Origin of the sequence: Amycolatopsis sp. YIM 10 (assembly GCF_009429145.1) — a bacterium.
Lineage (GTDB): Bacteria > Actinomycetota > Actinomycetes > Mycobacteriales > Pseudonocardiaceae > Amycolatopsis.
In genome coordinates, this window is the sequence record NZ_CP045480.1 from 1,835,776 (window position 1) to 1,858,085 (window position 22,310).

The following is a 22,310-nucleotide window of genomic DNA, read 5'->3' on the forward strand; positions in this document are numbered from 1 at the left end:
TCAGGCCCTCCTTTCCGGGGCCGGCGGTCGGCAGCGGATGAGAGTCACATCCCCCGACAACTCGGTGGCGCCGGCGCCGTGGGGCACCACCAGGGTTTCGCCCTTGCGCAGCGCCAGTTCGTCGCCCCGCTCGGTGCGCAACGTCCCCGCACCGTCCATCACCACCAGCACCGCGAACGACGGGTCCAGTGCCAGCGGGGTGCTGGGGCGGAGCTGGTCGGCGCGGAAGAACTCGCCGGAGCCGTCGGCGAGCAGGTCCACAGTGGACCCTTCGGCGCCGGCGGTGCGGCGGATGATGGTCTCGAGGCGGTCGGGGTCCCAGCCGGAGGTGTCCAGGGTTTCCAGCGCGGTGTCGAAACCGATGCCGAGGTGGCCCTTTTCCGGGCTGGCGAGGAAGTCGCGCCATTCGATGGTCAGCGAGAAGTCGGTCGGCTGCTGGAGCTCGACCACAAAAACGCCCTCACCGATCGCGTGTGGCAGCCCAGCGGGGATGTAGACCGTGTCCCCGGCGGTGACCGGCACGCTGTTCAGCGCGCCGAGCATGGACGGGGTGTCCTGCTCGCGCACCCATTCGTCGATGGTCTGCCTGCTCAGCGTCTCGCGGAAGCCGGGGTACACGCGCGGGTCGTCGCCGTAGGTGCCGACCACGATCCACGCCTCGGTTTTGCCGAAGTGCGAGTCGAAGTGCTTCTGGGCGAACGCGTCGGTCGGGTGGAAGTGCACCGGGAGACGCTGACCGGCGTCGAGCAGCTTCACCAGCAGGCCGGTCGAATCGGAGAACGCCTCGACGTGCTTCGCGCCGAGCCAGCCGGTGGGGTCGGCGCGGACGGCGTCGCGCAGCCAGCGACCGTCGTCGAGCTTGGTCAGGCCGTTGGTGTCCTGGCCGTACATCGTGGTGGTGGAGCCGACCCAGTCCTCCGGGCCGAAATCGCTCGCGGAGGCGGAGAGCCCGCGCAGCTCCGCGATGGCGTCGCCACCACGGTAGAACTGCGGCGGCTGGTTCGCGGGGAGCCGGAGCGGAGCGTAGGCGCTCATCGAGGTGCCACCTCGCCGGAACCGCGGGCTACAAGACGCACGGGGAGAACTACCTTTCTTGGGGTGGACTGGTCGCCCTGCACCCGGGCGAACAGCAGGTTGGCCGCGGCCTCGCCGAGCGCGCTGACGTCGTGGGCGATCACGCTGACCGGCGGGTCGAGCAGGTCGGCGAGCTCGAAGTCGTCGAAGCCGACCAGCGCGGGCCGGTTCGGGCTGTGCGCCAGTGCGCGCAGCAGGTGCACGGTGACGCGGTTGTTGCCGGCGACCACCGCGGTGGCCGGTTCGGGACCGGCGAGCAGGGCGCGGATCGCCTCGCCGACGCTCTCCTCGGTCGGCTTGCGCATGATCACCAGGCGCTCGTCGTAGCGGATGCCCGCGCGGGCGCAGCCTTCACGGAAGCCGCGCAGGCGCTCGCTGGCGGTATAGATGCCGGCGCTGTCGGCGAGGAAGGCGATGCGACGGTGACCGTGCGCGGCGAGGTGCGTGACCGCTTCGACGGTGCCGCCGATGTTGTCCACCAGCACCGTGTCGGCCACGATGTCGCCGGCCGGGCGGTCGATGAACACCACCGGCGTGCCTGCCCGCATTTCGGGCACGAGATACCCGTGCTGCATGCCGGCGGGCACGATCAGCAGCCCGTCCACCCGTCGCGAGCAGAATTCGAGCGCCAGCTCGCGTTCCCGTTCGCGGTTCTCCTCGGACGAACCGGTCAGCACCTGCCGTTCGTAGGAGCCGGCGATCCGCTCCACGGCGCGGTTGAGTTCGGAGTAGAAGGGGTTTCCGACGTCCTCGACGATCAGGCCGATGGTGCCCGTGGTCGAGCCGCGGCGGAGGTTGCGCGCGCCGAGATTGCGCCGGAAGCCGAGTTGCTCGATGGCGGCCATGACCCGCTCGGCGGTGTCGGGGTGAACCGCCGGCTCGTCGTTCACCACTCGCGACACGGTCTTGATGCTCACGCCGGCGAGCCGCGCCACGTCGCTCATCGTGGCTCGGCGGGCACTGCCCCGACCGGGAGACGACAACGTTGTCATAGTGGCCGGAATTGCACACCAGCTCACCGCGCACTGTCAATACCCGAATCCGCCCCGCGACTGACAAGGTTGTCGGACCGCCTGGTCGTGAGCGTGATCACGCACCCCCGGTGTTCCGGTGATGGCGATCACGGCTCACACTGGGATCACATCGTCCGACAACGCGGTTGACGTGGGCAGGAAGCTATCTGCCCGTACCCGTTGTACGGACGTTTTTTCGACTTATAGGAGGAAGTCGTGTCCAGCAAGGCCGCTGTACTGTTCCGCGTGGCCGCCGTGGCCGAGGCGCTGTCCTGGGCTGGTTTGCTGATCGGGATGTTCTTCAAGTACGTCGTCGAGTCCGGCGACGGCGGCGTGCCGGTGCTGGGCATGGTGCACGGCGTGGTGTTTGTGGTCTACCTGCTCACCGCACTCCTGGTCACCAAGCCGCTGGGCTGGAAGGCGGGCACGCTGCTGCTGGCGCTGGTCTCCAGCATCCCGCCGCTGGCCACCTGGGCCTTCGAGAAGTGGGCGCTGCGCACCGGCAAGCTGGACGGCCCCGAGCTGGTCGCGCACGGTGGTACCGGCCTGTTCGCCGACAAGGCCGAGCCCGTCGCCGCCTGACCGGAGACACGGCAACACCGAACACCGCAGGACCCAAGAACACGGCAAGACCGAAGAACACGGCAACAACGGGGGTCGCCACCGGCGGCCCCCGTTCTGCTATTCGGTGAAGTCCCCGGTGGCCTTGCGCACCTTGGTGAGCAGTTCGATCAGCTGCTGGGTCTGCCGATCGGTGAGCCCGTTCAGGCCGAACCCGATCGCGGTGACCGCCTCGGTGGCCTGCTCCCGGCGCTCGCGGCCCCGGTCGGTGATTTCGACCAGCGTGGTCCGGCGGTCGGTCGGATGCGGTACCCGCTTGACCAGTCCGTCCTTCTCCAGCCGGTCCACGATGTTCGTCACGCTCGTCGGATGCAGTTGCAGGCGCTCGCCCATCACCCGCATCGGCAGGCTGGAGCGCTTCGCGAAGGTCAGCAGTACCAGCGCCTCGTACCGGGCGAAGGTCAGGCCGTGCGGTTTCAGCGCTCCGTCCACAGCGGACTGGATGATCTGCTGGACCCGCATGATCCCGGTCACCGCCGCCATCGTGCCGGAGTCGCCGATGCGCTCTTCCCACAGCTGCGCGGCGCGGGCGATCGGATCGAAGGGCAGCGGGCTGTTCATGGCTGCCGAAGTTACCAGCGGGTACCGCGATGGTGGGGCAGGGTGGTGCTTATTCAGCCGGTTCCCCACCTGTCTACGGAGGTAGTTCCATGATCGTCGCGTTCAGCGTGTCCCCGCTCGGGGAGTCGGACGGGGTGGCCGAGGCGGTGGCGAAGGCGGTCCAGGTGGTCCGCGAGTCGGGCCTGCCGAATGAGACCAACGCCATGTTCACCCTGATCGAAGGCGAGTGGGATGACGTGATGGCGGTGGTCAAGCGGGCGACCGAAGTGGTGCAGGCCGAGGCACCACGGGTTTCGCTGGTGCTCAAGGCGGACATCCGGCCCGGCCACACCGGTGAGCTCACCGGAAAGGTCGACCGGCTCGAGCAGCACCTGCGGTGAAGCAGGGGCCAGGGCGTGCCAGGATGGAACCGTGACACATCCACGCGGATCCGCAGCCAAGTCAGCAGCCCTTTCCGCCGCGCTGTCCGGCGCGGTGGACCTCTCCGCGCTCAAGGCCCGCGCCGACGCGGCGCGACAGCAGCGCCCGGCGCCGAGTTCGCCCCCGCCCGCCGATGGTGACGGCCCGCCCGCCCCGTCCGCCGGGGCGGTGCTCGAGGTCAGCGAGGCGACCTTCCAGGCCGACGTCGTGGAGCGGTCGCTGAAGCAACTCGTGGTGGTCGACCTGTGGGCCGAGTGGTGCGGCCCGTGCAAGCAGCTGAGCCCGGTGCTGGAGCGCCTGGCCGCCGAGTCCGGTGGCGCCTGGGTGCTGGCCAAGGTCGACGTGGACGCCAACCCCCGGATCGCCCAGCTGTTCGGCGTGCAGTCCATTCCGACGATCGTGGCGATCGCCGGCGGGCAGCCGGTCGACGCCTTCTCCGGCGCACTGCCGGAACCGCAGATCCGGGAATGGATCAAGTCCCTGCTCGACGCGCTCAAGGACAAGCTGCCCGGCATTCCGGACGCGGGCGGCGAGCCGGTCGAGGAGCAGGAGGACCCCCGGTTCACCGAGGCCGAGGACGCCTTCGAGCGGGGCGACTTCGCCGCCGCCAAGGCCGCCTACCAGCGCATTCTCGACGCCGAGCCGGCCAACGAGCAGGCCAAGGCGGCGCTGGTGCAGGTCACCTTCGCCGAGCGGTCCGCCCAGGTGGACCCGTCGTCGGTGGCCAGGGCGGACGCGGACCCGAAGGACATCGACGCCCAGCTCGCCGCGGCCGACTACGAGCTGTCGCAGATGCAGGTGGACGAGTCGTTCAACCGGTTGATCGACCTGGTCCGGCGCACCTCCGGTGACGACCGCAACCGCGTGCGCGAGCACCTGGTCGGGCTGTTCGAGCTGTTCGACGCCAGTGACGAGCGGGTGCTCAAGGCCCGCCGGAACCTGGCCTCCGCCCTGTTCTGAGTTCCACGAGACCCGAAAAAGGGGAGCTTCGCCCGCGGGCGAAGCTCCCCTTTCGCGTGAGAAGGATCAGCCGTAGTTCTGGGTGCAGACGCCCGAGCCCTCGAGATAGCCGCGCCGCAGCGACTCGACCCGCTCGAACCCGTTCTCCACCTGCTTGCCGTTGACGTCGGCGGCGATCACGCTCTTCGGCTGCAGCAGCTCGGCGATCGCCTCGTCGAGGTCGCCCGAGGACAACCGCAGCTTGGCGCCCGGCTTGTTCGAATCCGCAGCCCACGAGCCGACTAGGCAGGAGGTCCGCAGACCGGCGTTCGCGTTGTCGATCGAGGCGCCGACACCCTTCTGGATGCCCTGCGTGTACCGCGACGCGACCTCCGCGAACGCCGCGAAGTCACCCAGGCCGCCCGGGTCCTCGCCCTCGAACTCCGCCTTGCGGTCGCCGGTGCGGCCGATCGCGTTCAGGGCCTGCAGATCGATGCTCACCGTGTTCGAGTCCGGGCAGTAGGACGCGGGCGGGGTCGCCGGGCCGCCGGGGCAGGAACCGCCGTCGTCGACGATCTTCGGCGGCTGCGCGCCCGCCTTGCCGAAGGCCTTGTCCAGGCTCTCCTGCAGGTGACCGATCGCCGTCATGTCGATCTTCGCGTCGCCCTCGCCCTTGTCCTGCTTGTCGAAGGGGCGCTCGGTGATGCGCTCGTCGACGTTCTGCTGGTTGATCCCGGCGCACTCCTTGGCGCCCTTCTCGAAGCCCATCTGGAAGGCGAAGGTCCGGTCGAAGGCGGTGCCGTGCGCGGACTTGTCCTTGGCGGACTGACCGGCCTGGTCGCGGATCATGTACAGCGAGGCGAGCACCTGGTTGATGCCCTCCGAGGTGGACACCCGGAAGTACTTGCTCTTCTCCTCGGCCATCCAGCGGAAGTATCCGCCGGTGAAGCAGTCGGCCTGCTGCTCCTTGACCAGCGTCGAGGTGTTCTTGGTCATCCCGGCCTTGTCGGCGAGGCGGTACTGCACCGCGTGGCCGAACTCGTGGCCGAGCACGGTCACGATGGCCATCGGGCCGAACTCCTCGTTCAGCAGCGGCAGCAGCTGCTTGCGGTCCCAGGCGACCAGGTCCTCCGGCGGGCAGAAGAACGCGTTCATCGCGGCTTCCTTCAGCGACGCCCCGCAGACCTCTTCGCGGTCGGTGGTCGGGTCGTAGGACTGGAGCTGCTTGACCGGCTCGAACTGCTGCCCGAAGTGGACCGGCATCTCCTGGGCCCAGTAGTCGCTGACGTCGGCGATCGAGGCGATGGCGATCTTGTCCTCGACGCTGTCCGTGGCGTTCTTGACGTTGAGGTTCGGTGCCGGGGCCTCGGGCTTCAGGCCGCTCTCGAAGTGCGTGACCGGCAGCCCGGCGACGTTGCCTTCGCTGGTCTTGTTCTCGTCGGCACCGGGGCCATCGCCCTTGCCGCTGCACGCGCTCAGCGTGAGTACGGCGGCCAGCGCGATCAGGGCCCCCCGCCCCCAGTTCTTACCCATCGTCGCTCGTTTCGTTTCCGGCCCTCACCAGGGCTGAACCAAGTCCGGCACAGCGCACCCTACTAAGCGGGTACGGCCGCCGCGCGGGTATCACCCCAGATCGCACGCCTTGGTGCCGCCGACCACCCCGCCGCGGAAGGCGGACACGCGGTCGAAGCCGGATTTGATCGAGCCGCCGTCGACGTCACGCGCCGGGTAGTCGTACCCGAGCAGGACCTGCACGGCCTCGTCGAGGTCACCGGGTGACACGGTGAAGTCGCCCTGCGGGTTGAGCAGCGAACCGGTGTAGGCGCCGGCCAGGCACAGCGTGCCGCGCTGCGCCGGTTCGCCGGTGGTCGGCTTCCCGGCCGCGTTGAGCGCGCTCAGGGCGTACCGGCTGGCCAGCACGGTCCCGGTGCCGAAATCGCCGATGTTGGTGTGGATGTCGCCGAGCGTGCCCTCCTCACGCACCTGCACCGAGTTCTGCTGCGGGCAGAACGCCACCGCGCCCTGCTCACCGCCGGTGCACCGCGGCTCGGTGGTCACCTGCTCGATCTTGGGCGGCGCCCACTCGTGCCCCGACGCGGACAGTTCGCGCGAGAAGTAGGTGCCGAGATCACCGGAGATCGCGGGCAGCAGGTCCGGCAGCGGCAGGTTCCCGCCGCGGGCCTCGTCCTCGGCGCTGAGGAACGCGCGCTGGGTGAAAGCCCTGTTGGACGCGTTGATGTCGGCACACAGCTTGGGGCCGGAGTCATAGCCGTCCTGGAAGGCGGACACGCGGTCGAAGGCGTCGCCGTGGGCGGACTCCTCGCGGTGGGAGGTGCCGAGCGGGTCGCGGAAGGTGATCAGCGCGCGCATCAGCGAGTCCAGCTCGCCGGGATCGATCCGGAGGTGCTCGGCGTTGCCGTCGACCACCCAGCGGACGAACGAACCGGCGTAGCAGTCGGCCATCGCCTCGATCACGATGCCGGGGTAGAGCGCCGCACTGTCCCGGTCGCCACCGCGGCCGAGCCCGGTGCGCTGCTGCACGGCGTGCCCCATCTCGTGCGCCAGCACCAGCACCACGCCGCCACCGCCGAAGCGTTCGGTGAGCACCGGCAGCAGGGCCGCGCGGTCCCAGACGATCACGTCGCCGTTCGAGCAGTAGTAGGCGTTGCCGCTGATGGTGGCCGCCGACTCGGTGCACGGCGGCGGTTCGGCGTCGGTGTCGGCGGTGTCGACCGAGTAGAAGCCGCCGCGCAGGTCCTCCCACGGGCCGCCGAACACCGCGGGAAAGGTTGCCTTCCAGTACGACTGGATGTCGGTGATCGAGGTGGCGGCCAGGCGGTCCACGTCGCCGCCGTCCGTGCCGTTGACGAAGTCCGGTTCGACCACGCTGTTCGTGTTGCGGGCCAGGTCCTCGGCGATCACCGCCGGACTGCGGACCGCGGTACCGCGCACCGCCGTACCGCAGGCGGCGATCGACACCACGGCGAGGGCGAGCGCGATCAGGGTCGCGGGCGTGCGCATGCCCCCATTGTGCGGCAGGTGACCGGCTGTAGTGGGCCACCGGCCGAACAGTGCACGGAACGCTAGGGTCTCGGCATGAGAGCAGTTCGCCGGTTCACCGTCCGACCGAGCCTGCCGGAGCCGCTGGCCGGGCTCCGCGCGCTGGCCACCAACCTGCGCTGGACCTGGCACCCGCCGACGCGGGACCTGTTCGCCTCGATCGACGCCAAGCTCTTCAACGAGATCCGGGATCCGCTGCGGCTGCTCACCGCGCTGCCGCCGGCCCGGCTGGAGGAACTGGCGCTCGACGACGAGTTCCTCGCCGCCGCGCGTGCCGCGACCGAAAACCTCGAGCACTACCTGACCGAACCGCGGTGGTACCAGCGCCGGTCGCGCGAGGGGGAGGGCACGCTGCCCGCCGCGGTCGCCTACTTCTCGATGGAGTTCGGGGTCACCGAGGCGCTGCCGAACTACTCGGGCGGGCTCGGCGTGCTCGCCGCCGACCACCTCAAGGCCGCGTCGGACCTCGGCGTGCCGATGGTCGGCGTCGGCCTGCTCTACCGCGCCGGGTACTTCCGCCAGGCGCTCTCGCTCGACGGCTGGCAGGTCGAGCACTACCCGGTGATCGACCCGATCGGCCTGCCGCTGGAGCTGGTCACCGAGGCCGACGGTTCGCCGATGCACGTGGCCGTGGCCATGCCCGGCGGCCGTGAGCTGCTGGCGCAGGTGTGGAAGGCGCGTGTCGGGCGGATCCCGTTGCTGCTGCTGGACACCGACACCGATGTCAACGACGACGACCTGCGCGGGGTGACCGACCGCCTCTACGGCGGCGACGCCGACCATCGCATCCGTCAGCAGATCCTCGCCGGGATCGGCGGGATGCGGGCGGTGCGCCAGTACTGCGCGCTGACCGGGCACCCGCAGCCGGAGGTCTTCCACACCAACGAGGGGCACGCCGGCTTCCTCGGCCTCGAACGCGCCGGTGAGGTGATGCGCGACGGTGACCTCGAGTTCGGCCAGGCGCTGTCCGCGGTGCGCGCCGGGACGGTGTTCACCTCGCACACCCCGGTTTCGGCCGGGATCGACCGCTTTCCGGTCGACCTGGTGCAGCGCTACTTCGGCGACGGCAGGCTGGTGCCGGACGTGGACCTGCGCAACGTGCTCGCGCTCGGTGCCGAGGAGAACCCCGGCATGTTCAACATGGCGCACATGGGGTTGCGGCTGGCGCAGCGGTCGAACGGGGTGTCCGCGCTGCACGGCCGGGTTTCGCGCCGCATGTTCGCGCGGTTGTGGCCCGGGTTCGACGAGCGCGAGGTGCCCATCTCGTCGGTGACCAACGGGGTGCACGGTCCGACCTGGGTGGCGCGCGAGCTGAGCGCGCTGCTCGGTGGCAGCCATGAGGAATGGGGCTACGACGGCGATTCGGACAACTGGTCGGGCATCCGTGACCGGGTCAGCGACGAGCAGCTCTGGGCGCTGCGCCGGGATCTGCGCCAGAAGCTGGTGATGGAGGTGCGCCGCCGGGTGCGCGCGGCGTGGTTGCAGCGCGGTGCCTCCGCGCTCGAACTCGGCTGGACCGACCAGGTCTTCGATCCGGACGTGCTGACCGTCGGCTTCGCCAGGCGCGTGCCGACCTACAAGCGGCTGACCCTGATGCTGCGCAACCCGGAGCGGTTGCGCGCGCTGCTGCTCGACGAGGACCGGCCGGTGCAGGTGGTGGTCGCCGGGAAGTCGCACCCGGCCGACGAGGGTGGCAAGGCGCTGATCCAGCAGATCGTGCGGTTCGTCGACGACGCGCGTGTGCGGCACCGGATCGTCTTCCTGCCCGACTACGACATGGCGATGGCGCGCTACCTCTACCGGGGTTGTGACGTCTGGTTGAACAATCCGACACGTCCACTCGAGGCCTGTGGGACTTCCGGAATGAAGTCCGCGCTGAACGGCGGGCTGAACCTGTCGATCAGGGACGGCTGGTGGGACGAGTGCTACGACGGCAGCAACGGCTGGGCGATCCCCACCGCGGACGGCGTGCTCGACCCGCTGCGCCGCGACGACCTGGAGGCCGCCGCGCTGTACGACCTGCTGGAGCTGCAGATCGTGCCGTTGTTCTACGACCGCGGTCCCGATGGCACGCCGGAGGGCTGGCTTTCGCGCGTGTGGCACACGCTGCAGACGCTGGGGCCGCGCCTGCAGGCCTCGCGCATGGTGCGCGAGTACGTGGAGACCGGTTATCGCCCGGCGGTGGAGATGGTGCACGGCGCGATCGCGGACGGTTACCGCGGCGCGCGCTCGCTGGCCGACTACCGGTCGAAGGTGGAGATCGCCTGGCCGCGGTTGACCATCTTCGACACCGAACTGCAGGTGGAGAGCCCGGACGCGCTGATGGTGGGCACCGAGGTGCGGGTCACCGCGCGGATCGACCTCGCCGGGCTCGATCCGTCCGAAGTGGACGTACAGGCGGTGGTCGGCAAGGTTGGCGACACCGATGACCTGGCCGAATCGGTGACCGTGTCGATGGAACCGGCCGGCGTCGGCCTGTTCGCGGCGAAGCTCCGGCTGCCGTACGCGGGCTCGCTCGGTTACACCGTCCGGGTGCTGCCGCGGCACGGCCTGCTCGCCACCTCCGCCGAGCTGGGCCGCGTGATCCACGCCTGAGCCTCGTTTTGTCGGACCCCTTCGCTAGCGTTCGCCCCACTCGCTGACTGGGAGGACGGGTCCGATGAAACGAAGACTGCTCGGCTTGCTGCTGGGCTTGGTCACCACGGCCGCGATCGGCACCGCGCCGACGGCCGCCGCCACCCCGGAATCGGGGCTGTGGGCGGGAAGCTGGGCCACCGCGGTCCAGCAACCGTCGTCCGGGCTGGGGCCGAACTGGTCCGAGGCCGGGTTCACCGACCACTCGGTGCGCCAGGTCGTCCGGGTGACTTCGGGCGGGGTGTCCGCGCGGGTGCGGTTGTCGAACGAATTCGGCGACAAGGCCTTGCGGTTGACCGGGGCGACGGTGGCGCGCGCGGGCGAGGGCGCCGCGGTGAAGCCGGGATCGGTGCGGGAGCTGCGGTTCCGCGGCGCGCGGTCGGCGGAGATCCCGGCCGGGGGCGAGCTGCGCAGTGACCCGTTGCCGTTGCTGGTGGCGCCGCTGGAGGAGCTGGCGGTCACGCTGTACTTCCGCGAGCCGACCGGTCCGGTCACCTCGCATGTGAACGCCATCGCGACCAGCTACCGCGCGAGCGGTGACCACCGCGCGGACACTTCGGCGGCGGCGTTCACCGAAACCAGCACTTCCTGGTACCTGCTCTCCGGGGTGGAGGTGCTGGCGCCGGGCAAGAGCGCGGTGGTGGCCTTCGGCGATTCGATCACCGAGGGTGCACTGTCCACTGTGGATGCCGACAACCGGTATCCGGACGAGCTGGCCGAGCGCTTCGGCGGCAAGCGACCGGTGCTGAACGCCGGGATCGGCGGCAACCGGGTGCTCACCGACTCCAAGTGCCTCGGCGAAAAGGCGACGGCGCGGTTCGAGCGGGATGTGGTGGAGCAGCCGGGCGTGCGGTCGGTGATCATCCTGGAGGGCATCAACGACATCGGCATGAGCGCCTTCCCGCCGGACGACTGCCTCGGGCCGACGCCGTGGGTGAGCGCGGACGAGCTGATCGCCGGGCATCGCGCGCTGATCAAGCAGGCGAAGGCGGCGGGCATCCGGGTGATCGGTGGCACGCTGACGCCGTTCAAGGGCTCGTTCTACTTCAGCGATGAACGCGAGGTCGTGCGGGACGAGGTGAACCAGTGGATCCGGACGTCGGGCGAATACGACGCCGTGGTCGACTTCGACCGGGCACTGGCGGACCCGGCGGACCCGGACGCCATGCTGGCCGCCTACGACAGCGGTGACCGCCTGCACCCGAACGATGCCGGTTACCACGCCATGGCCGCCGCTGTTGAGGTGAAGCACCTGTAATTCCCAACGCCTTCGGGTGGCGATGCCCTTATCGGGCACCGCCACCCCGGTGGAGGCCTTTCGCCCTCACCTCCCGCGGCAAGTTCGGACGCGCATTTCCCGCTTGGGTTGGATTGGTGCTTTTCGCTCGGGCTGGGCTGGTGCTTCGCGCTCGGGCTGGGCTGGTGCTTTCCGCTCGGACTGGGCTGGCGCTTCCCGATGGGGGGAGGAGGGCTGATGCCTGCCGATTGGGTTGGGTCCGGGCTTCTCGATCGGGGGTGGGCCGGCACTTCCCGATCCGGCGGGGCTCGGGCTTCCACTTTGGTTGGGCTGGTGCTTGCCGATCAACTCAGGCGCGGACTTCCGCACCGGCTGGGGTTGGGTCTTCCCGATTCCAGCCGGGTCAGCGCTTCCTGCTCCGGCTGGGGTCGTGCTTGACCAGCTGCCTGCCCTCGCCCCGGGCTGGGGCCCGGCATCCCGACTTGGCTGCTTGGGATAGCCCGTTGGCTGGGGCGGGCATCCAGCCCCGGCTGGAGGGGGCATCGCGCCCGACTTTGGGGTGGGCATCCCGTTCGAGTCGGGGCGGGTGCTTCCGGGCGGGGCGTGGGCTGGTGAGGTTGCCGAGTGTTCGACCTCTGCCGTGCCCGGCTGGTCGCGCGGGCGAGGCTTGCGGGACAGCGGGTTCCGGCCCCAGGCGGTCAAGCGGCATGGTTCGTAGGGTGTAGCTGTGAGCACACTCCTGGTGCCGTATCACCTTGACGAGGCCATGCCCGAGTTGCCCGAGCGCGAAGCCGGTCGGGTGGTGGAGGCGCGGTGGCAGCCCGGGGAGTTCTGGCAGCGCGTGGCCCCGCTTCATCAGGCTGTCGCGGAGGTGGTGGCGGGTACCGAGAAGCCCGTCGTTCTTGCGGGCGACTGCACGGTGGCGCTCGGCGTGGTTGCCGGGCTGCAGAGGATGGGGGTGCAGCCGACCGTTCTCTGGGTCGACGCGCACGGTGATCTGCATACCCCCGAGAGCAGCACGTCCGGATACGCCGGAGGCATGCCGCTGCGGATGTTGCTTGGGGACGGCGATTCGACGGTCGCCGACAAGATCGGGTTACGGCCGGTGCCTGCCGACCGCGTCGTGCTAGTCGGGGCTCGGGATCTTGATCCGCCGGAAGCCGAGTACCTGGCCACCAGTCCGGTAACCACGAGTCGCGTCGAGGACATCGGCGTGCCGGAAGGGCCGATTTATCTCCACATCGACCTCGACGTGATCGACGCGACCCAAGTGCCAGGGTTGCGTTATCCGGCTGGGCAAGGGCCTACCCAGCAGGCGGTGCGCGAAGCGGCGTCGCGGGTGCTGGACACCGGGCGCGTGCAGGCACTGACGCTGGTGTGCAGTTGGCGACCCGGTGAGGGAGCGGCCGACGCGGTTCGGCCGCTCATCGACGCCCTGGCGAGCTAAGGCACCGCGGGGCGGCCGCCCGGTTCCACCGGAAGGCCTGCCGCCCGCCAGGCGCGGTAGCCGCCGATCAGGTCCGTGGCCCGGCGCAATCCGAGCCGCTTCAGGTCGGCGGCGGCGAGGCTGGAGGCATAACCCTCGTTGCACACCACCACGACCGGCAACTCCGCGTGCACCTCGGGCAGCCGGTGCTCGCTGGCCGGGTCGAGGCGCCATTCGAGGTGGATCCGCTCCACCGGCACCGAACCAGGAATCTCGCCCTCTTCGGCGCGGTTCACGTGCGGGCGGATGTCCACCACGAGAGCGCCCTCGGCCTGCAGGCGGCTGGCCGCCGCCGGGTCCACCCTGGTCAGGGTGGCGCGGGCGGCGGCGAGCGCGTCTTCGATGCTCATCGGGTCAGCGTGACAGGAAGTGCGGGCATCTGGGCGGGCACGTCGTCCAGGCTGGCGTACGAGCGGGTCGGCACCAGCGGTGGCGAGTACGCGTGCACGCTGGCCGCTGGGGTCGCGCCGGCGCCGGTCACCTGGTGCGCCCGCCCGGCACCGAAGCCGATGCCGTCGCCCGCGAAGTGCGCCCGCCGGCGGGTCGGGCCGCCCGGGTAGCGGTAGTCCTCGGTCAGTTCGCCCTGCAACACGGTGAACGAACCGGCGGCGCCACCGTGGTCGTGCGGGGCGGTGTGCTGGCCCGGCAACCACGACAGCAGCCACAGCTCGACCCCGTCGGTCAGCGCGAGGCGCGCCCACCAGCGCTGTTCCTCGTCGAACCGGAGGATCGAGCGCAGGCTCCCGGTCAGCTCACCGGCCACCGTCCTGGTCAGGTCGGCCAGTTCACGCGGGGTCCAGAGCTGCCGTTCCGGGTGCAGCAGGTCGGGGAGCAGCGGGTCGGTGATGCGGGGGTGGATCTCGAAGTCGGGGCGGATGAGTGACTGGGTCATGGCGATACCTCCGGCGCGTGCGTGAAGACAGCTGGGATGAACGGCACTGCGCGCGGCACGGGCTGGACCGGACGAAGACGTGGTCCGGAAGAAGTAGAGAGAAGAAGGCGTCAGCCGCCGTGCCGCGCGGTTGTACATCCGCACGAGGCGACCAGCACGAGGTCCACGGTCAGGTCGGACCACATGTTGCGCCACCCGGTGCGGCGCCATGCGGTTGTCGGCCTGATCACAACGGTGATATTGCCACAGATCGACCACTCCCGGTGAGGTGTTCCACCCGGTGGACACGGTGGGGGAGGCCGTTGCGCGCGGGCGAGGTCGCGTCGGTGACAATGGCGCCGTGACCGAGCTGACGCAGCCGAACGAACTTGACGACCTCGTGGTGCGGATGAGCGGCGTGGGGGTGCGGCGCGGCCAGAACGACCTGCTCGCCGACCTCGACTGGGCGGTGGAACTCGACGAACGCTGGGTGGTGCTGGGCGCGAACGGGGCCGGCAAGACCACCCTGCTCCGCCTGGCCGCCGCCGAACTGCACCCGACCACCGGCACGGTGGACCTGCTGGGCGAGCGGATCGGCAAGGTCTCGGTGTTCGAGCTGCGCCCGCGCATCGGGTTCACCTCGGCCGCGCTCGCGTCGCGTGTGCCCGCCGAGGAGAACGTGCGGGACGTGGTGGTCAGCGCCGGGTACGCGGTGCTCGGCCGCTGGCGCGAGGTGTACGACACGCTCGACACCGAACGCGCCGAGGAGCTGCTCGGCGCGATGGGCATCAAGCACCTCGCCGACCGCACCTTCGGCACGCTGTCGGAGGGGGAGCGCAAGCGCGTGCTGATCTCGCGATCGCTGATGACCGATCCCGAGATGCTGTTGCTCGACGAGCCCGCGGCCGGGCTGGACCTGGGCGGCCGCGAGGACCTGGTGGCCCGGCTGTCCGAGCTGGCGATGGACCCGGACGCCCCGGCGATGGTGCTGGTCACGCACCACGTCGAGGAGGTCCCGCCGGGCTTCACCCACGCGCTGCTGCTGCGCGACGGCCGGGCGGTCGCCTCCGGCCTGATCGACGACGTGCTGACCAGCGAGAACCTGTCCGCCACCTTCGCGCAGGACCTGGCGCTGGAGCGCTGGGGCGACCGCTACTTCGCCCGTCGCCGCTAGTTCGCCGTACTGCCCGGTAGCCTGCTGGAACCAGTCAAGCTTGCCGAGGAGGATGGGCGTGGGAGAGTTCGTAACTGTCGAGGTCGACGCCGGGGTGGGCACGATCCGGCTGGACCGCCCGCCGGTCAACGCGCTGAACAACCAGGTGCAGGCCGAGCTGGCGGAAGCCGCCAGGGAGGTGACCGAGCGCGCCGACATCCGCTCGGTGATTCTCTACGGCGGGCAGAAGACCTTCGCCGGTGGCGCGGACATCAAGGAGATGGCCGCCCGCTCCTACCCGGAAATGGTGACCTTCGGCACAGCGCTGTCCAACTCGCTGAGCCTGCTCGCCGGCATTCCGAAGCCGACCGTCGCGGCGATCACCGGGTACGCCCTCGGTGGCGGGCTCGAACTGGCCCTGACCGCCGACCGGCGCGTGGCCGGTGACAACGTCAAGGTGGGGCAGCCGGAGATCCAGCTCGGCGTGATCCCCGGCGCCGGTGGCACGCAGCGGCTCGCGCGGCTGATCGGCCCGAGCAAGGCCAAGGACCTCGTTTACACCGGCCGGTTCGTCAAGGCCGAGGAGGCGCTCGCGCTGGGCATCGTGGACGAGGTCGTCGCGCCCGACGACGTGTACGCGGCGGCGCACAAGTGGGCCGCGCAGTTCGTGAACGGCCCGGCGGTGGCGCTGCGGGCGGCCAAGGCCGCCATCGACGGCGGGCTCGACCTCGACCTGGCCAACGCGCTGAAGCTGGAGACCCAGCTGTTCGCCGCGCTGTGGGCGACCGAGGACCAGGCGGCCGGCATGAAGTCGTTCATCGAGAACGGCCCCGGCAAGGCCACCTTCGAGGGGAAGTAGCCAGATGACCGAGGTGAACGACCCGGCGCCGCACCCGCACGCGACCGAGGAAGAGGTCAAGGCCGCGTTCGCGGACCCGAAGCTGGCCAACGTGCTCTACCACGACTGGGAAGCCGGGACCTACGACGAGAAGTGGTCCATCTCCTACGACGAGCGCTGCATCACCTACGCCACCGACGTGTTCCGCGCGGTGGCCGGTGAGGAGGACTCGCCGTACCCGACCGCGATGGAACTGGGCAGCGGGACCGGCTTCTTCCTGCTGAACCTGATGCAGGGCGGGGTGATCAAGAAGGGCTCGGTCACCGACCTCTCACCCGGCATGGTGCAGGTGGCGCTGCGCAACGCGGAGAACCTGGGCCTGGACGTGGACGGCCGGGTGGCCGACGCCGAGCGCATCCCGTACCCGGACAACACCTTCGACCTGGTGGTCGGGCACGCGGTGCTGCACCACATCCCCGACGTGCCGGCCGCCTTCCGCGAGGTGCTGCGGGTGCTCAAGCCGGGCGGGCGGTTCGTCTTCGCCGGGGAGCCGACCAAGATCGGCAACTTCTACGCGCGACGGCTCGGCCAGCTCACCTGGTGGCTGACCACCAACGTGACCAAGCTGCCCGCGCTGTCCGGCTGGCGGCGGCCGCAGGAGGAACTGGACGAGTCCTCGCGGGCGGCGGCCCTGGAAGCGGTGGTCGACCTGCACACCTTCGACCCGTCCGAGCTGGAGGGCATGGCGCTGGGCGCGGGCGCGGTGGACGTGCGCGCGGTGACCGAGGAGTTCGCCGCGGCGCTGGCCGGCTGGCCGATCCGGACCTTCGAGGCGGCGGTGCCGCAGGAGAAGCTGACCGTGCGCTGGCGGCTGTTCGCCTACCACCTGTGGCTGCGACTGTCCGCTGTGGACAAGAAGCTGCTGGCGAAGGTGCTGCCGCGCCAGCTGTTCTACAACGTGATGATCACCGGCACCAAGCCGCCGGCCGCGACCGGGCTGTAGTTGGCCTATTCGTTCAGCCTCGACGACGTCGCCTTCCTGCGCTCCGGCGCCGGGGAGGCGGCGTTGGTGAGCTGTGCGGAGCTGCCGCTGACCGACCGCACCCGCATCGCCGACGTGGCCACCGCCAAGCGCGTGGTCGGCGAGCACTACGCGGCGGTGCTGGAAACCGTGCTGCTGCGGCGAAAAGCCGTGACCAAAGTGGACGGTTCCGGGAACTGGCTGTTCACCTCGGATTCGCTCCAGCAGGCGAGCGCGTCGCTGGTGGCGCGGCATCGGGCGCAGCGGTTGCGGGGCCGGGAGGTCCACGACGTCACCTGCTCGATCGGCGCGGATCTCGTCGAGCTGGCGAAGTCGGCGAGCGCGTGCACCGGGTCGGACCTCGACGAGGTGCGGCTGGAGATGGCGCGCCACAACTGCGCCGAAGCCGGAGCCACCGCCCAACTGATCCGGGCGGACGCGTTGCGGCCGCGGCCGGGGAACGCCGTGGTGGTCGCGGATCCGGCGCGCCGCGATTCGTCGGGTCGCCGTACCTGGAAACCCGAGGACTTCGCGCCGCCGCTGGACGGACTGGCCGATGCCTACTCGGGCCGCGACCTGGTGGTGAAGTGCGCGCCGGGGTTGCCGCCCGAGGTGGTGCCGTGGGCGGACGAGATCGAGCTGGTCTCGCTGGACGGCCAGGTTCGCGAAGCCTGCCTGTGGGCGGGCGAAACGGCGACCGTGAAGCGACGGGCCAGCGTGCTGCGCTCGGACGGTACACAGTGGACGATCACCGACGAGGAGCCGGACGAGGTGCCGGTGGCCGCGGTGGGGGAGTGGATCGTCGACCCGGACGGGGCGGTGGTGCGGGCCGGGCTGGTGCGCCACTACGGCGCCCGGCACGGGCTCTGGCAGCTGGACGAGCGGATCGCCTATCTCACCGGCGACCGGCCACCGCCGGGCGTGCGGGCGTTCCGCGTCGTCGAACACGGGCCGTACCAGGAGAAGAGTCTGCGCGCGATGCTGCGGCGGCACGAGATCGGCAGGCTGGAGATCCTGGTGCGCGGGCTCGACGTGGACCCGGACGCGTTGCGGCGCCGGATGAAACTCGGCGGTACCGAGGAGGCGAGCGTGGTGCTCACCCGGATCGGGCGGTCGCCGTTCGCCTTCCTCTGCCGCGCCGAGGTCACCGCGCCGGGCTGACCAGACCGCTTTCGTAGGCGGCGATCACCAGCTGGGCCCGGTCGCGGGCGTGCAGCTTGCTCAGCAGGTGCCCGATGTGGGTTTTCACGGTGGCCTGGCTGACCCGCAGGTGCTCGCCGAGTTCGGTGTTGGACAGGCCGCGGGCGATCAGTTCGAGCACCTCGCGTTCGCGGGCGGTGAGCAGGTCGAGTTCGCGGGACGGGCGGCGAGCCGGGCTGCCCTGCCTGGTGAACTCCTCGATCAGCCTGCGGGTGATGCCGGGGGCGAGCAGGCTGTCGCCCGCCGCGACCACGGCGATCGCGGAGAGCAGGTCGGCCGGTGGGGTGTCCTTGAGCAGGAAGCCGCTGGCACCCGCGCGCAACGCGGCGAACACGTACTCGTCGAGGTCGAAGGTGGTGAGCATGAGCACGCGCACCCCGGTGGTCTCCTGGCAGATCCGGCGCGTGGCCTCGATCCCGTCGACCTCCGGCATGCGCACGTCCATCAGCACCACGTCCGGCTGCTCGCGCCGGACCAGTTCGACCGCCTCCGCGCCGTTGCCTGCTTCGGCGACCACCTCGCAGTCCGGCGCGCTGTTCACCAGCACGCGGAAACTGCCGCGCAGCAGGGCCTGGTCGTCGGCCACCAGTACTCGGATCACCGTTCCACCTCGTCCGGATCGCGGGGAAGACGGGCACTGACGCGAAAGCCGCCGCCCGGTGCCGCGCCCGCTTCGAAGGCACCGCCGTACATCATCACGCGTTCACGCATCCCGGCCAGACCGTGCCCGCCCGAACCGGTCCCCGGGCCGTGGCCGTCGTCGGTCACCTCGATCCGGATGTCGCGCTCGTCCACCGAAACGACCACCTCGCAGTGCTTCGCGGCGGCGTGCTTGACCACGTTGGTCAGGGATTCCTGGACGATCCGGTGCACGGACAGGCTCAGGCTCTCCGGCAGGTCCGGCCGGTCGCTCACGCGGAGGGTGACCTCGATCCCGGCTTCGCGGGCGTGGTCGGCGAGCTTGCCGAGATCGTCGATGCCGGGCGTGGGGGCCAGTTCCGCGCCGTCCGGGCTGCGCAGGACGCCGAGCAGGCGACGCAGTTCGGTGAGCGTGCCGCGGCTGGTTTCCTCGATGATCCGCAGTGCGTCGCGGGCTTCGCCGGGATCCTGCTCGGCGACGTGGTTGGCCACGGACGCCTTCACCGCGATCAAGCTCATGCTGTGCGCCACCACGTCGTGCAGTTCGCGGGCGATGCGCAGGCGTTCGCCGGTGAGCGCTTCCTCCGCGCGCTGGGCCTCCCGCCGTGCCTCGCGGGCGCGCAGCACGCGCATCGTCCGTCCGGCGCCCCAGGCCGTCGACATGAACAGCCAGAGCACGAGCGAAGCGGGCAGGATGCCGCCCGGCGAGTCGGCCAGCGAGTTCGGCGGCGCGACAAAAAGCACCGTCGCGGTCCCGATCAACGTCGTCACCAATGCGGGGATCGCGCGGGTGGCCGGCACCAGCAAGCCGACCACGTAGAGCACAAACGCGACCGGCAGCAGCGGTTCCCTGGTGAGGTCGAGCAGGATCGCGGCGAACGAGCCCAGCACCACCACACCCAGCACCGGCAACGGCCACAGCCGCCGCACCGCGAGGGGCGGCCCGATGGCCACGACAACAAGCGCGACCACCCAGAGCGGCTCGCCTTCGTCCTGGAACCCGAAGTAGGCCGCGGTGGCCGCCACGGCCACCGCGGCGTCGGCGAGCATGAGGTGAATTCTCGGCACGGGTTGAACCTAATCCGCGTGTGGTGCCGTCTACCTCGGAGCCTCGGCTGTCATACCAGGGGCTGAGGCATACTTCCGACGTCGACGACCTCGAGGAGATCCCGCGATGAAGCGCACCGCCGTGTCGCTGTTCCTGACCGCCTTCGTCCTGCTGGCCACCGCCGGGACGGCGAGTGCGCACACCAAGCTGGAGTCCAGCGATCCGGCGGAGGGCGCGACGCTGGAGGCCGCGCCCAGCCAGCTCACGCTGCGGTTCAGCGAACTGGTGAAGGTCGAGACCAGCAAGGTCACGGTGACCGGGCCGAACGCGTCGGAGTGGCAGGTCGGCCCGCTCGCGGCCAAGGGCCCGGTGCTGACCGTGCCGGTCACCCCGGCGGGCCCGGCGGGGGAGTACGCGGTGAACTACGAGGTCACCAGCGTCGACGGGCACACCGTCAACGGCACCACGCGCTTCACCCTGACCAAGGAGGCCACGCCGGCGGGCGCGGCCCCCTCGTCCGCGCCCGCCGTGCCGAACACCCCGAGCCAGGCACCGGCGGCCCCGGGTGACACCGGCCAGGGCCAGCCCGCGGAGGCCGTACAGGTCGTCGGCGCTCCGCAGTGGTGGGTGTGGTTCCTCGGGGCCGCCGTGCTGGTGGTCGTCGGTGTCGGCGTGGCGTTCGCGATCGTGCGCAAGCGCAGCTGATCAGTTAGCCCGCTGGTACGCCCGGAACGCCCGCGTGGCCAGCCAGCTCATCACCGCGGCGAGCGCCAGCAGCAGTCCGCCGTGGCCGAGGACCTGAGCCCAGTCCGGGTCCGCGGTGAGCGCTTCGCGCCCGGCCACGGCGGCCCAGTCCACCGGGTTGTACTCGGCGACCGTGCCGACCCAGCCCGGCAGCAGCGACGGCGCCATCATCACCGAGGACAGGAAGGCCAGCGGCAGCGCCAGGAACTGCGAGATGCCGATCAGCGCCTCCTGCTGGCGCACCAGCAGCGCGATCGCGTCGGACAGCGCGCCGAAGATGATCGACAGCAGCACCGCGACGGCCAGCACCACCAGCACGCCGAGGATCCCGCCGTCGTAGCGGGCCCCGGCGAGCACACCGACGCCGAACACGACCAGCGACTGGATCACGGTGACCACCGACTGGTGCGCCAGCGAACCGGCGATCAGCGCGCCCCGGCTGACCGGTGAGGTGAGGTTGCGGTCCATCACGCCGCGGTTCATGTCGTCGATGAACGAGGTGCCCGCCCAGCCGGCCGACATCATCGCGGTCATCACGATCACGCCGGGGGTCAGGTAGCTCAGGTAGTCGCCGGTGCCGAAGCCGGGCAGTTCGGCCACGCGGCGGAACAGCTCGCCGAACAGCAGCAGCCACACCATCGGCTGGATGAGGTTGAACAGCAGGTAGGCCGGTTGCCGGGAGAGCCGCCGCAGCGCGTGCGCGGTGAGCCTGCCGGTGTGCGAGGCGAAGGTGGTCATCGGACGCCTCCCGCCACGGTGTCGGCGGTGCGGAAGTCGCGGCCCGCGTGCCGCAGGTACACGTCGTCCAGCGACGGGCGCGCGGTGCCGATCGACACCGGTTCGACGCCCGCGCGGCCGAGCGCGGCGAGCACGCCCGGCAGTGCGGTGGCCCCGGCGCTGACCCTGGCACGCAGGGTCAGCCCCTCCACGCTGATCTCGCCCGCCACCGGTTCCAGCGCCCGGCGCGCCGCGCCCAGGTCCTCCACAGTGGACAGTTCGGCGTGCACGCTGTCGCCGTTCAGCTCGGTCTTCAGCTCCTCCGGGCTGCCGGTGGCGACGACCTGGCCGCGGTCCACGATCACCAGCCGCGCGGCCAGCTTGTCGGCCTCCTCCAGGTAGTGCGTGGTCAGCAGCACGGTCAGGCCGTCCTCACCGGACAGCCGGGCGATCTCGGCCCACATCTCGGCCCTGGCTTCGGGATCGAGGCCGGTGGTCGGCTCGTCCAGGAACAGCACGCTGGGCCGGGCGACCAGGCCGAGCGCCACGTCCAGCTTGCGCTGCATGCCGCCGGACCACTTGCCCGCCGGGCGGTCGGCGGCGTCGGTGAGGCCGAAGCGGTCGAGCAGCTCCTTCGCCCGGCCGCGCGCGGACGCGGCGGACAGGCCGTGCAGATGGCCTTGCAGCACCAGGTTTTCGCGCCCGGTGCTGACCGGGTCGAACGCCGGTTTCTGCGAGACGCTGCCGATCACCCGGCGCACCCGGCCGGGGTGGCGGCGGACGTCGATGCCCGCGACGGTGGCCTGACCGGCGTCGGGCGCGGACAGCGTGGTGAGGATCTTGACCGTGGTCGACTTGCCGGCGCCGTTCGGGCCGAGCAGGCCGAACACGATCCCGGCGGGCACGGTGAACCCGAGCCCGGCCAGCGCGTGCACCGCCCTCGCGCCCTTGCCGTAGGTCTTGACCAGGCCGGACGCCTCGATGGCGTGGGTGGACATGGTGGTGCTCCTTCGATGAGGAGTCACCGGCCGCGG

At 70.7% G+C, this 22,310-nt stretch carries 22 protein-coding genes; 11 read left to right on the forward strand and 11 right to left on the reverse strand.

Annotated elements, in window-relative coordinates:
• Together YIM_RS09110 and YIM_RS09115 are read right to left on the reverse strand one after the other, a co-directional pair.
• Positions 1–1,035, reverse strand: a complete 1,035-nt coding sequence (locus tag YIM_RS09110) for a class I mannose-6-phosphate isomerase (RefSeq protein WP_153029907.1) — start codon at positions 1,033–1,035, stop codon at positions 1–3.
• The gene (locus YIM_RS09115; RefSeq protein ID WP_153029908.1) at positions 1,032–2,018 is read right to left on the reverse strand and encodes a LacI family DNA-binding transcriptional regulator; all 987 of its coding nucleotides are present in this window, start codon (positions 2,016–2,018) and stop codon (positions 1,032–1,034) included. The genes YIM_RS09110 and YIM_RS09115 overlap by 4 nt, the downstream gene beginning before the upstream one ends.
• 285 nt (positions 2,019–2,303) lie before the next feature.
• On the opposite strand from YIM_RS09115, the gene YIM_RS09120 reads away from it, so the two are divergent.
• Complete coding sequence (locus YIM_RS09120) at positions 2,304–2,669, forward strand: DUF3817 domain-containing protein (protein WP_153029909.1); 366 nt, start codon at positions 2,304–2,306, stop codon at positions 2,667–2,669.
• Positions 2,670–2,768: 99 nt separating this feature from the next.
• Here YIM_RS09120 and YIM_RS09125 read toward each other — a convergent pair whose 3' ends face one another.
• Positions 2,769–3,269: a MarR family winged helix-turn-helix transcriptional regulator gene (locus tag YIM_RS09125; RefSeq protein ID WP_153029910.1), complete on the reverse strand. Its 501-nt coding sequence runs from the start codon at positions 3,267–3,269 to the stop codon at positions 2,769–2,771.
• Between the two features lie 89 nt (positions 3,270–3,358).
• On the opposite strand from YIM_RS09125, the gene YIM_RS09130 reads away from it, so the two are divergent.
• The gene (locus YIM_RS09130) at positions 3,359–3,649 is read left to right on the forward strand and encodes an MTH1187 family thiamine-binding protein (RefSeq protein WP_153029911.1); all 291 of its coding nucleotides are present in this window, start codon (positions 3,359–3,361) and stop codon (positions 3,647–3,649) included.
• A 31-nt stretch (positions 3,650–3,680) separates the two neighbouring features.
• Positions 3,681–4,649, forward strand: a complete 969-nt coding sequence (trxA, locus tag YIM_RS09135; protein WP_153029912.1) for a thioredoxin — start codon at positions 3,681–3,683, stop codon at positions 4,647–4,649.
• 66 nt (positions 4,650–4,715) lie between these two features.
• On the opposite strand, the gene YIM_RS09140 is transcribed toward trxA, so the two are convergent.
• A complete protein-coding gene (locus YIM_RS09140; RefSeq protein ID WP_153029913.1) occupies positions 4,716–6,161 on the reverse strand; it encodes a neutral zinc metallopeptidase in 1,446 nt (481 codons plus the stop codon).
• A 90-nt stretch (positions 6,162–6,251) separates the two neighbouring features.
• Entirely contained in the window at positions 6,252–7,649 is a 1,398-nt protein-coding gene (locus YIM_RS09145) for a neutral zinc metallopeptidase (RefSeq protein ID WP_153029914.1), read from the reverse strand.
• A gap of 75 nt (positions 7,650–7,724) precedes the next feature.
• On the opposite strand from YIM_RS09145, the gene glgP reads away from it, so the two are divergent.
• From glgP to YIM_RS09160, 3 genes are all read left to right on the forward strand, one after another.
• Positions 7,725–10,283, forward strand: coding sequence for an alpha-glucan family phosphorylase (gene glgP / locus YIM_RS09150; protein ID WP_153029915.1), 2,559 nt, complete (start codon positions 7,725–7,727; stop codon positions 10,281–10,283).
• A gap of 64 nt (positions 10,284–10,347) precedes the next feature.
• Positions 10,348–11,580, forward strand: a complete 1,233-nt coding sequence (locus YIM_RS09155; protein WP_153029916.1) for an SGNH/GDSL hydrolase family protein — start codon at positions 10,348–10,350, stop codon at positions 11,578–11,580.
• Between the two features lie 706 nt (positions 11,581–12,286).
• Positions 12,287–13,006 carry an arginase family protein gene (locus tag YIM_RS09160; RefSeq protein ID WP_153029917.1) on the forward strand — a complete coding sequence of 240 codons (720 nt, stop codon included), beginning with the start codon at positions 12,287–12,289 and terminating at the stop codon, positions 13,004–13,006.
• Here YIM_RS09160 and YIM_RS09165 read toward each other — a convergent pair.
• A complete protein-coding gene (locus tag YIM_RS09165; RefSeq protein WP_153029918.1) occupies positions 13,003–13,395 on the reverse strand; it encodes a rhodanese-like domain-containing protein in 393 nt (130 codons plus the stop codon). The two genes, YIM_RS09160 and YIM_RS09165, sit on opposite strands and share 4 nt — an antisense overlap.
• Positions 13,392–13,937, reverse strand: a complete 546-nt coding sequence (locus YIM_RS09170) for a cysteine dioxygenase family protein (protein ID WP_153029919.1) — start codon at positions 13,935–13,937, stop codon at positions 13,392–13,394. Before YIM_RS09170 ends, YIM_RS09165 begins: the two co-directional genes overlap by 4 nt.
• A gap of 340 nt (positions 13,938–14,277) precedes the next feature.
• Between YIM_RS09170 and YIM_RS09175 the strand changes: the two genes are divergently transcribed.
• Genes YIM_RS09175 through YIM_RS09190 form a run of 4 tightly spaced genes read left to right on the forward strand, consistent with a single transcriptional unit; the run spans position 14,278 to position 18,089 of the window.
• Positions 14,278–15,090 (forward strand): ABC transporter ATP-binding protein, encoded by an 813-nt coding sequence (locus YIM_RS09175; protein WP_153029920.1) that lies wholly within the window; start codon positions 14,278–14,280, stop codon positions 15,088–15,090.
• A gap of 58 nt (positions 15,091–15,148) precedes the next feature.
• Entirely contained in the window at positions 15,149–15,928 is a 780-nt protein-coding gene (locus YIM_RS09180) for an enoyl-CoA hydratase/isomerase family protein (RefSeq protein ID WP_153029921.1), read from the forward strand.
• Positions 15,929–15,932: 4 nt separating this feature from the next.
• Positions 15,933–16,910, forward strand: coding sequence for a class I SAM-dependent methyltransferase (locus YIM_RS09185; protein WP_153029922.1), 978 nt, complete (start codon positions 15,933–15,935; stop codon positions 16,908–16,910).
• Positions 16,911–18,089, forward strand: a complete 1,179-nt coding sequence (locus YIM_RS09190) for a class I SAM-dependent methyltransferase (protein WP_153029923.1) — start codon at positions 16,911–16,913, stop codon at positions 18,087–18,089.
• Here YIM_RS09190 and YIM_RS09195 read toward each other — a convergent pair.
• Together YIM_RS09195 and YIM_RS09200 are read right to left on the reverse strand one after the other, a co-directional pair.
• A complete protein-coding gene (locus YIM_RS09195; protein ID WP_153029924.1) occupies positions 18,073–18,729 on the reverse strand; it encodes a response regulator transcription factor in 657 nt (218 codons plus the stop codon). The genes YIM_RS09190 and YIM_RS09195 overlap by 17 nt on opposite strands.
• Positions 18,726–19,835, reverse strand: a complete 1,110-nt coding sequence (locus YIM_RS09200) for a sensor histidine kinase (RefSeq protein WP_228004642.1) — start codon at positions 19,833–19,835, stop codon at positions 18,726–18,728. The genes YIM_RS09195 and YIM_RS09200 overlap by 4 nt, the downstream gene beginning before the upstream one ends.
• A gap of 106 nt (positions 19,836–19,941) precedes the next feature.
• On the opposite strand from YIM_RS09200, the gene YIM_RS09205 reads away from it, so the two are divergent.
• Positions 19,942–20,520 carry a copper resistance CopC family protein gene (locus YIM_RS09205; RefSeq protein ID WP_153029925.1) on the forward strand — a complete coding sequence of 193 codons (579 nt, stop codon included), beginning with the start codon at positions 19,942–19,944 and terminating at the stop codon, positions 20,518–20,520.
• On the opposite strand, the gene YIM_RS09210 is transcribed toward YIM_RS09205, so the two are convergent.
• Complete coding sequence (locus YIM_RS09210) at positions 20,521–21,297, reverse strand: ABC transporter permease (RefSeq protein ID WP_153029926.1); 777 nt, start codon at positions 21,295–21,297, stop codon at positions 20,521–20,523.
• Entirely contained in the window at positions 21,294–22,274 is a 981-nt protein-coding gene (locus tag YIM_RS09215) for an ATP-binding cassette domain-containing protein (protein ID WP_153029927.1), read from the reverse strand. The genes YIM_RS09210 and YIM_RS09215 overlap by 4 nt, the downstream gene beginning before the upstream one ends.
• Positions 22,275–22,310 lie beyond the last annotated feature (36 nt).